Below are 11,903 nucleotides of genomic sequence, written 5' to 3'. Positions count from 1 at the left end.
ACTATCTAGATTTCTTATCATCTGATCCATGACCAGTGTATTTACGTGTTGGAACGAATTCACCTAATTTGTGTCCAACCATGTCTTCTGTTACATAAACAGGAACATGTTCCTTACCGTTATAAACGGCAAATGTGTGTTCAACAAATTGAGGGAAGATTGTAGAACGACGGCTCCAAGTTTTAATGACTTCTTTTTTTTCGGCTTCGTTTAATGCAACAACCTTTTTCATCAAATGGTCATCACAGAAAGGTCCTTTTTTCAAACTACGACTCATTGTATCTTACCTCCTTGCCTACTTACCATTACGACGACGTACAATTAATTTTGTACTAGCCTTTTTGTTACGACGAGTTTTAACACCCAATGCTTTTTTACCCCAAGGAGTCATTGGTGATTTACGTCCGATAGGAGTACGTCCTTCACCACCACCATGAGGGTGATCATTAGGGTTCATTACAGAACCACGAACAGTTGGGCGAATACCTCTCCAACGGTTACGTCCTGCTTTACCATAGTTAACTAAGCTGTAATCTTCATTACCAACTGTACCTACAGTAGCACGGCAGTTAGCCAATACTTTACGAACTTCACCAGAAGCTAAACGTAAAGTTACATATTTTTCTTCAATACCTAAGATCTGAGCTGAACATCCAGCACTACGAGCCATCTGTCCACCTTTACCAGGTTTCAATTCAACGTTGTGAATGAATGTACCTTCAGGCATGTTTCTCATTTCGCAGCAGTTACCAATTTTAATATCTGTTTCTGCTCCTGATACAACTGTCATACCAACCTTCAAATCTTTTGGAGCGATGATATAACGTTTTTCACCATCAGCATAGTTTAACAATGCAATGTTTGCTGAACGGTTTGGATCGTATTCGATTGTAGCAACACGTGCAGGCACGTTGTCTTTGTTACGTTTAAAATCGATGATACGGTAAGTTCTTTTGTGACCAGAACCTTGGTGACGTGTAGTAATACGTCCTGTGTTGTTTCTTCCACCTTTAGATTTCAATGGAGCTAACAAGCTTTTTTCTGGTTTAGATGTTGTGATTTCATCTTTAGCCAAAGTTGTCATTCCACGACGTCCAGGTGTCATTGGTTTATACTTCTTAATTGGCATAAACTTAATTTTCCTCCTTATCGCAATATTTATTCAGGAAATAGCGTCTTCTCCCTGATTATTCTTCAGAACCGAACAATTCGATTGTTTGTCCTTCTTTAATTTTTACAATAGCTTTGTGTACAGCGCTTGTTTTTCCAACATAACGACCTACACGTTTTGTTTTTGGTTTGCAGTTCATTGTATTTACTTTTACAACTTCTACATTGAATGCAGCTTCAACAGCCTTAGCAATTTCGATTTTGCTAACACCCTTAATTACTTCAAAAGTTACTTTGTTATCTTCAGCCATCATCTTCATAGTTGCTTCAGTGATGATTGGGCGGATAATTACGTCTCTGTAATCTTTCATTATGCCAATGCCTCCTCAACTTGTTTTACGGCAGCGCTTGTCATAACAACTTTGTTTGCATTTACTAAATCGTAAGTGTTGATTGCAGAAGCAGACATTACTGTAGCTCCAGCAATATTACGTGCTGATAAGTAAACGTTTGTTGCATCTTCGCTATCTGCAACAACAAACAATGTTTTCTTAGGCGCTTGGATAGCTTCAATAATTGAAACAAATGTTTTTGTTTTTGGTTCAGCAATTTCAAATTTATCCAAAACGCTGAATGCTGTTTCTTGAACTTTTTCGCTTAATGCAGATTTAACTGCTAAACGGCGAACTTTTTTGTTAATGCGGTATGCATAGTTACGTGGAGTAGCTCCGAATACAGTTCCACCACCTCTAAATTGAGTAGCACGGATAGAACCTTGACGAGCACGTCCTGTACCTTTTTGACGGTAAGGCTTGCGTCCACCACCAGAAACTTCGCTACGACCCTTAGTGTCAGCAGTTCCTTGACGACGGCTTGCCATTTGCATTACTAATGCATCATACATAGCCTGTTGGTGTGGTTCAATTCCGAAAACAGCGTCGTTCAATTCGATTGAACCAACAACTGCACCAGCTTGGTTAATTACGTCGATAGTAGCCATTATTGAACCTCCTTATTTGCAGTATAGTCAACTAAAGTAACAGGTTCTTTATCTCCCTTGCTAGTTTTAGCAGTACGTACCATTACGCAACCTTTTCTAGGTCCAGGAACGTTACCTTTAATTAACATATAGTTGTTTTCTGTATCAACTTTAATAACTGTCAAGTTTTGGTTTGTAGTAGTATATCCACCTTCTTGACCAGCCATGATAGTACCCTTCATGATACGTCCTTGACGTGAAGTAATACCGTTTGTAGCTAATGAACCGATGTGACGAATGTTCTTAGATCCACCGTGAGTCTTTGGACCTTGGTGAGCATTGTTACGAACGATTGTACCATTGTAACCTTTACCTTTGCTTGTACCGATTACATCTACTGTTTCTCCTGCAGCAAAGATATCAACGTTAACTAAATCTCCAACGTTTACATCCATGTCACAGTCGCGCACTTCCTTAATGAAACGCTTTGGACTTGTATTTGCTTTTTTACAGTGTCCGATGTTTGCTTTAGTTGTGCGTTTTTCTTTGATTTCTTCAAATCCTAATTGAACTGCGTTGTAACCATCTGTTTCAACTGTTTTCTTTTGTAAAACAACGTTTGGTGTTACTTCAACTACAGTTACTGGAATCAATACACCATCTTCAGTGAAGACTTGTGTCATTCCTAATTTTCTTCCTAATAGTCCTTTCATCATTGACACCTCCATTAAAGTTTAATTTCGATGTCGACACCGCTAGGAAGTTCAAGTCTTTGTAAAGAATCAATCGTTTCCTTGTTTGGTGCAACAATCTCAATCAAACGCTTGTGCGTACGAATTTCAAATTGTTCACGTGAATCTTTGTATTTGTGAACCGCACGAAGAATTGTTACTACCTGTTTTTCAGTAGGTAATGGAACTGGTCCTACAACCTTTTTAGCTCCGTGTTTTGTCGCAGCTTCGACAATTTTCTTTGCACTATCATCTAAGATTCTGTGCTCATACGCCTTTAAGCGAATTCTCATAGTATTTTTTGCCATGTTTAACTCCTTTCGTTTATTCTAGATAAACATGCTCCATGCGAATTACCTGGCCACACCCATGACAACGGTTCTCAGTGGGTCAGCAACCTCGCACTTCATCGCAAGCTCCTGTATTCTAACACATATATTTCATGCATTCAACCCCTAATTTAAAAAAATTTAATAATTCTTTTAAAGCCCTTATTTATCGTGTTTTAACACGTTTTATTTTTTAATTTTTTTACTATTTCAAAAAAATAACTATGACAACCCTTGTCAGTGGGTCACAAATAATGTTTTAAACCATAAAATTACACCCATTTTTTTAAAACATGTAAAAAAAGCATCTGTTTTTAATCAACAGACGCTAACCAATCCTCTAAATTGCGACAATATGTATCATGATCATCCACAAAACACATATGACGACACCCTGGCATTAAATGCCATTTCGCATTTTTGATTCCATCATACATAGTTTTGGCAACAAGTGGTGTACATAAATCATTCGTTCCACTAATTATTAGGGCCGGAACCTCAATTTCATGCAATCGATTTGTATACTCGAAATCCTTCAAAGTTCCAAGCGGAGTATATTCATTAGGTCCCCAACCAATTAAATAAGCACGAGCCCCTGCTTTCTTTTCTCTTCTAACACATTCTGGCGTATCTTCATCAAATGGCCCGGCACAATGAAGCTGCATATAATGCTCATTAGCCAACTGATATTCACCCGAATCATAATCCTCACTTAAAATAGCTCGTTGCTCATCATCAGACATAAATGAAATCATACGATGTTGCTCTTTAGCCCAAAGTGAAGCTGAAGATAATGTACTCGAAAGAATCAAAGACTTCAATCTTGTGTTTTTCTTTTCAATCGCATAGGCAATTGCTAACATGCCGCCCCAAGATTGCCCCAACAAATGGCAAGATTCAATATTTAAATATTCCATCAACGCTTCAAGTTCTTCCATCCACGTATATTGATTCCATAATTCATCATGACCTTCCACAAATGAATTACCACAACCAAGTTGATCATACATAATTACTTTTCTTCCCGTCTTAGCAATACAATCTAACACTTCAAAATAATTATGCGTGGATCCAGGACCACCATGTAAACAAATCAATGGAGTCTTGTCTCCACCATCCACAATACGATAGTATGTTTTAAAGCCCTTAAACGGCATATATCCTTCAACTATATTCATCTTTATTACACTCACTTACTTCTTCTGTAGATATATATTCATATCTACAGCTCCTTCTATTCCATTAACTTGACCTTTATTTGAATATTGCCAAATATCAAATTTATCTTCCATCGGACAACTTGTTGTATAACTCGCTAGCCAAATCGGATATTTTGATATTTTTTCAAAATCATAATTTTGATATAACCACGTCATATTTCCATATATCATTGGCTGATATCCAGCTTCTTTGATCTTCTTACAAAAGCGAAGAGCCAGCTTCGTTCTTTGTTCTGCCGATAAATCATCAATTCTTCCACCCTGATCAAATTCTTCCATATCAAAGACAACTGGCATTTGAATTTTATATCCCTTAATTTTATTCAATACTAAATCCACTTCTTCATCAATTTCTTCAGACGAGATCGCACTCGAGAAAAAATAAACACCTACCTTAAGATGATTCTGAATGGCCTGTTCCATATTTGTATCGATATATTCATCTTCATGTAAGATTCCCTCTTGGGCACCACGATAACCAATTCTTAACATCGCAAACTCGATTCCATCAGCTTTTACAGCTGACCAATTCACAACACCATTATGACTTGATACATCAATTCCAGTGGATAACTTATAGGAAGAGTCTTTATATGTCATCAATCCATTTTCCATAGAAAATAAATCTAAATCATAATAGCTCTTTTCTTCTATTACCGGTTCTTCATTTGTGAACAACATACGAATTGCACAAAAACCTCCACTCACAATTAAAATAGGAATCAATATAAGAATCAAAATTCTACTTAATTTAACTTTTCTTCTCATACCCCAATGACCTTAAGAATTTCTAAACTTGTATTTCTTGACATTACAGGACTTTCAATCAAACCACTCTCTATACAAGTGCATGCATGTTCGATTTCACCGGTGAAATCTGATTTTTGTTCGACCTCAATCTTTTTATCATTCATTACAAGTTCTGTATTCTTCCAAAAATTCTTACAAGTAACACTACCCTTTGTACCATATATATGAGCCGTATTTTCCATATCCACATCCCAGCTTGTTGCGATATGTGCTACACACCCATTTTCATATTCAATCAAAGCTTCATCTTGAAATCGAGATACTTTCAATATTGAGCTATTTGCCATTCTATTCGCATAACAAATAGGGTAAACCCCAATATCAAACATACATCCAGATCCTGGTTGACTAAAATGCCAATCTGAAATTGTTTCTGTCAATCTTGTCGCATATTGAGCATCAATTGATTTCACTTCACCAATTTCATCATGAGAAATCATTTCAAATAATTTCTGATTTAAAGGTGTAAAAACCGTTTTATGTGCTTCCATTAAAAAACAGTTCTGCTGATGTGCATAATCAAAACATGCATTTAATTCTTCACTCGATACACACATTGGTTTTTCACACACCACATGCTTATGATTTGTCAAAGCCAACTGAATATGTTTGGCGTGTAAATAATTTGGCGTACAAATATATACCATATCTAAATTTGCATCCTTCAACATCTTTTCATAGCTATCGTAAGCTTTTTCTGCTTCATATTCCTCTTTAAAAGCATTTGCCTTTTCTATACTCGAAGAACACACAGCATATAGATTTGCATTGTAAGAGAACAAAATACCTTGTATTACACGACGACTAATACCACCTAAGCCATATACTCCAATTTGTATCATTATTTTCACCTTCTTTTTAAGATTACTTTAAGCTCTTCTCTATATATTATAGATAGAAATAAGCAGTTACCTCATTTACTCACTATACTTATCTCTTTCTGCCTATTTCTTTCACATATACGAATGTCCATGGAATTATTCCATGGACATTTTATTGTATGCGGTTTTTGCCATTTGCGCATATCCCTCATCACTTGGATGTAAGTGATCTCCACTATCAAATGCATCCTGCATTTTATGTCCATCGCAAATATCTTTATCAAAATCAATCACGCCATCAATTTCATCCGTTGTACGAATCCATTCGTTCACTTCGTTACGCAAATTTTCTCTGAAATATGCATATGTACGCCAACCTTCAATTGGAATCAGTGTTCCAATATAGACTTTCATCCCTAATGATTTCGCGTATTTAACATATTTTCTTAAGCCTTCAATCAATTCCTGACTCGAAGGAAGATCTTGCCATGGTCTAAATTCATTCTTTTCAACACCGACCGGATGAATAATATCATTGATTCCTTGTAAAATAATTAAAGTATCACTTCCAGCCACATGCATCTCGTGACCAAATCGATAATCTCCTTTTAATCCATATGCTTCATACTGAACGCAAGAATATTGTCTTAAAATACGTGTACCACTAACGGCTTTTCGAACTACAGACACCTTTTTATTATTTTCCCACATTAGCTTCTGTAAATAATCCGGCCAATCTTGAGAAGTAATGGAATCACCATAACAAGTAATAACTTTATATTCTGGTTCTGTCAAAACAGCCACTTCACTTAAGAAAAATACCCATGGTGTTTTCATACTGGATGCATGATCCATAATACCTGCATGAGAGAAATCCCCTTCTCCAAAATAGCCAGTACTTAATGGTCCTTGCGTATATACACCACAACGTAAGTGAGTGAATTCTTTTAAATAGAAACTGATTGCGATTGTTTCTTGTTCATGTACTTTAAAATCCAATGGATCACTATAACATTGTTCTCCCACATCAAGATGAAGTCCTTTTGACCCATTAAAAGTAATATCCACAATGGATGTTGGATCTAAATCACGTCCACTGATAACACGTCCAATTGTGATTGAGTCAAAGACCACACCTTCTTTTCCTGTAAAGTTATCTAAACAAATACGTATCTTATCCCCTTTGAATGTCGATTTCATAGGATAACGCAATGTGATATTCTTTGCGTATTGACTAGGTTTATGTGTCACAACAGACATTGCCTGTCCAAATATTGCTTTATATTCTTTTTCCATAAACAACCTCCAAATATATTAATTATTTACTCTAACATTTAAAACATATATGTGTTTTTATCCACAAATAATCATACATGAAACGTTGCAAAAATCCAAACATATACCTTATTATATTAAAGAAGTTGAGGAAATAATACATGAGTAAATTAGAAAATTATTACGGTAAATTTTGCGAAGATAAAAGATTACTATCAAGACATGGTCAAGTAGAATATACAACAAGCATGAAATATATCCATAAATATTTAAAGTCGGAAGATCGCATATTAGATATCGGAGCAGGAACCGGAAGATATAGCGTTGCACTTAGTAACGAAGGATATCAAGTCGATGCGATTGAACTTGTTAAATATAATCTTGGTGTTTTAAAAGCTAAAAAAAGCAATGTGAAAGCCTATCAAGGCACAGCTTTAGATTTATCAAGGTATCAAGACAACACCTTTGATATCACTCTATTATTTGGTCCCATGTACCACTTATTTAGTTATGAAGATAAACTAAAAGCATTATCAGAAGCTAAGCGCGTTACAAAAAAAGATGGGATTATTTTTGTGGCTTATGTTATGAATGAATATAGTGTCTTAGTCCATGGCTTTCGAGATGGACACATCAAAGAATCATTAACAGCTAAAAAACTTGATGAAACATTTCAAACACAAACAAATATAGATGATCTATATAGCTACATTCGCTTAGATACAATCAATCAATTAAATGAAGATGTGGGTTTAGAACGAATCCAAATTATTGCTGCAGATGGACCAAGCGATTATATGCGTCCTATCTTAAATAAGATGGATGATGAAACATTTGAATTATTCATCAAATATCATCTTGCAACATGTGAAAGACAAGAACTGATTGGTGCAAGCTCACATACTATAGATATATTAAAAAAATAATGTCACTTTGTGGCATTATTTTTATATGAAATATTCTGTAATCAAGACTATTAAACAACAGGCAATCGATACTTGAAATAAACTTTTATCTTTCCATGCCAAAACAATACCAATAATAAGTGCTGCTAGTCCTGCTAACTGAGAATTAGTTTCATATAATATAGTAGGAAAAGTCATCACAGCTAAAGTCACATAGGGAACATAATATAGAAAAGACTGAATATATATATTAGTAATGGGTTTGTTAAAAAGCGTTAATGGCAATACACGAATTAAATATGTTACAACTGCCATTGTAGCTACATACATCATTGGATTAGACATTTTCTTCCTTCTTTCTAGGTTTAATAATGGCTGCAGCCATTGAAATAATGATTGTTAACAAAATGGTTCTTGTTCCACCTGAAATCGGCATGTCTTTACAAATGTAGCTCAACAAGAAGCTCACAACAACAAGAACACCTACAACTCGATCTTTCTTTGCTTGAGGAATAATAATAGCTAAAAACATGCCATATAGTGCAACACTTAAACTTGCTACAATTTTTGTAGGAAGACTATTTCCGGCAACTATTCCCAATGCAGTTCCTAGTGCCCAGCATGGAAGTGCCACCAAATACGTACCATATATATATTTATGATTCACTTTCCCTTCATGATTGATTGCCAAACCAAATAATTCATCTGTTAAATCAAAACCAATACACATTCTATGAAACAGACTCGTTTTTTCTTCGATCTTTTGACTTAGCGCAAAGCTCATTAAAAAATAGCGTGCATTACTGACTAAAGTCATGATAATCATCTGAATGAAGGTGCCATGTGTACTAATCATTAAGAAAACAGCATATTCTCCCGCCGATGCATTTATAAATAGACTAGTCAAAAAGCCTTGTATTGGTGATAAGCCTACATTCTTTGCGATGATTCCAAGTGAAAAGGAAACCGCAAAATAACCCAATCCAACTGGAATACTGTCTTTGATTCCTTTTTTAAATTCCATAATCTCACTCCTGTTTTTATGCATTATAGGAATTGTGTTGTTATTTGTAAATCAAATATTTATAATACTTCCATAAGGAAATGTGATAGATATGAATCTGACAAAATATGATATATTTTTCAAAGTATTAGAAACAAAAACAATTAGTCAAGCGGCTAAAGAGCTTGGTTATTCGCAAAGTGCAGTTTCTCAAACAATAAAATCTTTAGAAGAAGAACTCGAAACTACTTTATTCATTCGACAAAAAAGTGGTGTCATTCTTAGTAAAGATGGACTAGCGTATCTTCCCTATTTAAAATCAGTTCAGGCAAGCCTTGATAATCTTCGTACTAAAAAACAAGAAATGAAAGGGTTGGACCAGGTCACATTAAGAATTGGTACTTTCACAAGTGTATCTCGACATCTTTTACCTTCTTTAATGGAAGAGTTTATTCAGATCTATCCAAATGTACAATTTGAATTGTATCAAAGTGAATACACAAATATTGAACAACAATTAATAGAAGGAAGTCTTGATTTAGGATTCACATGTATTGATGCAATTAAAGAGGTTCAATATAAGGAATTGTATTATGATGAAATGTTTGCGTTGGTGCCACAAAATCATGTGTTGTCTAAGCACAAAGTTTTAAGTATAAAACAAATCGCAAAGTATCCTTTTATTCAACTGGATGAGGGAGAGTATTCTTTACCAATAAAAACATTTCAAAATCTAGGATTACATGTACAGATTAAACACAAAGTATATGATGACTTTACTATTTTAGCTATGATACGACAGAATTTAGGTATTTCTATACTTTATCAAAACGCTTTGAGCGACTATGATGATTTGTGTTTGATTCCAATACAAGAAAATCTATTTCGTCATGTTGGCATTGCCTATAATAATTACGATACTTTGTCTTATGCAGGAAAGACATTTCTAGATTTTATTCTAAGAAAGACACCGGAAATACTTAAAGATAAAGATAGTTTTCATATTATTTAAATTTAACATACTTTTTATGTTATTTAGGTTGACTCTATTCAATATATATATTATTCTCTTCATGTAAATACAGAAATACGGTAGGTGAGGTTACCGCAGGGATTTGGATTTCCTAAGATTACTGCCGCAAAGTTGTGGAGACACGACTCGTTGGTCAGCAGGCAAAGTCGCAAAGGCTTGGCTTAATGTAATTTATATGCCCTGTGATACTAAAGCTTGAACGGTGATACTTAGATTAATAACGTCATTGTTTGGGCAATGGCGTTTTCTTTTGTTTATAAGGAGGTGAGGCTTGTATGTGTACGGATCCGGATGGGAATAGTTTGAATTATAATAAGAAAGCAGAGGTACATAATCATGATGAACAAAGAAGAATTCATTCAATTACTACAAGACAAAAAATACAAAGCTGCACAAAACATACTTTCCGAAATGAACGATATGGATACAGCCGCCTTTTTAGAAGAGTTAGACGCGAAAGAATGTGCTTTGGCATTCCGTTTGATTTCTAAAGAAAAAGCTGCCGATGTATTCTCATGCATGAGTTCGAAGATGCAGACATATCTGGTAGACATGTTTTCAGAAACTGAGTTAAAAGAATTGTTAGATGATCTTTATATGGATGATACTGTAGATATGTTAGAGGATCTACCTGCAAATTTAGTAACGCGTATTTTGAAAAACTTAGATTCAAATAAGCGTTCAACTATCAACAAACTTTTGAAATATCCTGAAGACAGTGCTGGTTCAATCATGACGACTGAATATGTCACATTGAAAAAAACAATGACTGTAAAACAGGCCATGAACCATATTAAGGATATTGGTATTCATAAGGAAACTATTTATACTTGTTATGTCACAGAAAGCAAAAAATTAATTGGTATTGTGACAGCTAAAAGCTTAATGACAAGTGATGATGATGAAAACATCACAAATCTAATGAATACGAACATTATTTCTGTACATACGCATACAGACCAGGAACAGGTTGCGCATTTATTTAGAAAATATGACTTAATTGCGATGCCCGTACTTGATAGTGATGGATGTCTTGTTGGTATCGTTACATTTGATGATGCCATGGACGTAATGGTGGATGAAACCAATGAAGATATTTCACGTATGGCTGCCATGGAGCCCAATGAAAAAACATATTTTGAAACTACAGTTTGGCAACAGGCAAAACACCGTATTTTATGGTTGCTTGTTTTAATGTTTTCTGCCACAATCACAGGAAGCATCATTACTCGATATGAGAATGCCTTCAGTGCTGTACCATTATTAGTATCCTTTATTCCTATGTTGATGGATACGGGTGGAAACTGTGGTTCTCAAAGTTCGACTTTAATTATTCGCGGTTTAGCTTTAGGCGAAATTCATTTTAAAGAGATTTTTAAAGTCATGTTTAAAGAATTTAGAATTTCTCTTGTTGTTGGATTTATTTTAGCTGCAGCCAATGGTTTACGTATTTTCATTCAATACCAAAACTTTAATATCGCAATTGTAGTTGCTCTTTCACTAATGGTTGTAGTTATTATTGCAAAATTAATTGGATGTATTCTTCCATTATTTGCAAATAAAATTGGTGTAGATCCAGCTATTATGGCCAGTCCATTGATCACAACAATTGTAGATACTTGCTCTATTCTAGTTTATTTCAATATTGCGGTTCATGTTTTTAATATCGTAGTTTAAGAGATGAGAG

15 protein-coding genes and 1 riboswitch are annotated in these 11,903 nt (G+C 34.8%); of the genes, 3 read left to right on the top strand and 12 right to left on the bottom strand.

Annotated features, from left to right (window positions below):
- Nucleotide 1: 1 nt before the first annotated feature.
- The 10 genes from rpsS to Q0F04_RS01815 all read right to left on the bottom strand — a co-directional run bounded on the left by rpsS (nt 2) and on the right by Q0F04_RS01815 (nt 7,296).
- Nucleotides 2-277 (bottom strand): 30S ribosomal protein S19, encoded by a 276-nt coding sequence (rpsS, locus tag Q0F04_RS01860; RefSeq protein WP_117572729.1) that lies wholly within the window; start codon nt 275-277, stop codon nt 2-4.
- 18 nt (nt 278-295) lie between these two features.
- A complete protein-coding gene (gene rplB, locus Q0F04_RS01855) occupies nt 296-1,129 on the bottom strand; it encodes a 50S ribosomal protein L2 (protein ID WP_295749513.1) in 834 nt (277 codons plus the stop codon).
- Between the two features lie 58 nt (nt 1,130-1,187).
- On the bottom strand, nt 1,188-1,481 hold the full coding sequence (gene rplW / locus Q0F04_RS01850; RefSeq protein ID WP_295749510.1) for a 50S ribosomal protein L23: 294 nt from the start codon (nt 1,479-1,481) through the stop codon (nt 1,188-1,190).
- Nucleotides 1,481-2,110, bottom strand: coding sequence for a 50S ribosomal protein L4 (gene rplD, locus Q0F04_RS01845; protein ID WP_117572723.1), 630 nt, complete (start codon nt 2,108-2,110; stop codon nt 1,481-1,483). Before rplD ends, rplW begins: the two co-directional genes overlap by 1 nt.
- Complete coding sequence (rplC, locus tag Q0F04_RS01840; RefSeq protein ID WP_040466218.1) at nt 2,110-2,802, bottom strand: 50S ribosomal protein L3; 693 nt, start codon at nt 2,800-2,802, stop codon at nt 2,110-2,112. The genes rplD and rplC overlap by 1 nt, the downstream gene beginning before the upstream one ends.
- Nucleotides 2,803-2,816: 14 nt before the next feature.
- Complete coding sequence (gene rpsJ / locus Q0F04_RS01835; protein WP_003864845.1) at nt 2,817-3,128, bottom strand: 30S ribosomal protein S10; 312 nt, start codon at nt 3,126-3,128, stop codon at nt 2,817-2,819.
- A 335-nt stretch (nt 3,129-3,463) separates the two neighbouring features.
- Complete coding sequence (gene pepI / locus Q0F04_RS01830) at nt 3,464-4,327, bottom strand: proline iminopeptidase (protein ID WP_295749508.1); 864 nt, start codon at nt 4,325-4,327, stop codon at nt 3,464-3,466.
- A gap of 15 nt (nt 4,328-4,342) precedes the next feature.
- Nucleotides 4,343-5,137, bottom strand: a complete 795-nt coding sequence (locus Q0F04_RS01825) for a glycoside hydrolase family 25 protein (protein WP_295749505.1) — start codon at nt 5,135-5,137, stop codon at nt 4,343-4,345.
- Nucleotides 5,134-6,021, bottom strand: a complete 888-nt coding sequence (locus Q0F04_RS01820) for a Gfo/Idh/MocA family oxidoreductase (RefSeq protein ID WP_295749503.1) — start codon at nt 6,019-6,021, stop codon at nt 5,134-5,136. The genes Q0F04_RS01825 and Q0F04_RS01820 overlap by 4 nt, the downstream gene beginning before the upstream one ends.
- A gap of 135 nt (nt 6,022-6,156) precedes the next feature.
- The gene (locus Q0F04_RS01815) at nt 6,157-7,296 is read right to left on the bottom strand and encodes a GDSL-type esterase/lipase family protein (protein ID WP_295749500.1); all 1,140 of its coding nucleotides are present in this window, start codon (nt 7,294-7,296) and stop codon (nt 6,157-6,159) included.
- Between the two features lie 140 nt (nt 7,297-7,436).
- Between Q0F04_RS01815 and Q0F04_RS01810 the strand changes: the two genes are divergently transcribed.
- Entirely contained in the window at nt 7,437-8,201 is a 765-nt protein-coding gene (locus Q0F04_RS01810; protein ID WP_295749497.1) for a class I SAM-dependent methyltransferase, read from the top strand.
- A gap of 21 nt (nt 8,202-8,222) precedes the next feature.
- Here Q0F04_RS01810 and Q0F04_RS01805 read toward each other — a convergent pair whose 3' ends face one another.
- Together Q0F04_RS01805 and Q0F04_RS01800 are read right to left on the bottom strand one after the other, a co-directional pair.
- Nucleotides 8,223-8,525, bottom strand: a complete 303-nt coding sequence (locus Q0F04_RS01805) for an AzlD domain-containing protein (RefSeq protein ID WP_295749495.1) — start codon at nt 8,523-8,525, stop codon at nt 8,223-8,225.
- Nucleotides 8,518-9,204 carry an AzlC family ABC transporter permease gene (locus Q0F04_RS01800; protein WP_295749492.1) on the bottom strand — a complete coding sequence of 229 codons (687 nt, stop codon included), beginning with the start codon at nt 9,202-9,204 and terminating at the stop codon, nt 8,518-8,520. The genes Q0F04_RS01805 and Q0F04_RS01800 overlap by 8 nt, the downstream gene beginning before the upstream one ends.
- Nucleotides 9,205-9,295: 91 nt before the next feature.
- On the opposite strand from Q0F04_RS01800, the gene Q0F04_RS01795 reads away from it, so the two are divergent.
- Both Q0F04_RS01795 and mgtE read left to right on the top strand, forming a co-directional pair.
- The gene (locus Q0F04_RS01795) at nt 9,296-10,195 is read left to right on the top strand and encodes a LysR family transcriptional regulator (protein ID WP_295749489.1); all 900 of its coding nucleotides are present in this window, start codon (nt 9,296-9,298) and stop codon (nt 10,193-10,195) included.
- Between the two features lie 69 nt (nt 10,196-10,264).
- A riboswitch (M-box (ykoK) riboswitch) is annotated at nt 10,265-10,431 on the top strand.
- A gap of 121 nt (nt 10,432-10,552) precedes the next feature.
- A complete protein-coding gene (mgtE, locus tag Q0F04_RS01790) occupies nt 10,553-11,893 on the top strand; it encodes a magnesium transporter (RefSeq protein ID WP_295749486.1) in 1,341 nt (446 codons plus the stop codon).
- Nucleotides 11,894-11,903 lie beyond the last annotated feature (10 nt).

Origin of the sequence: uncultured Holdemanella sp. (assembly GCF_934772795.1) — a bacterium.
Classification (GTDB): domain Bacteria; phylum Bacillota_I; class Bacilli_A; order Erysipelotrichales; family Erysipelotrichaceae; genus Holdemanella.
This window is presented reverse-complemented; position numbering and strand designations above follow the sequence as displayed.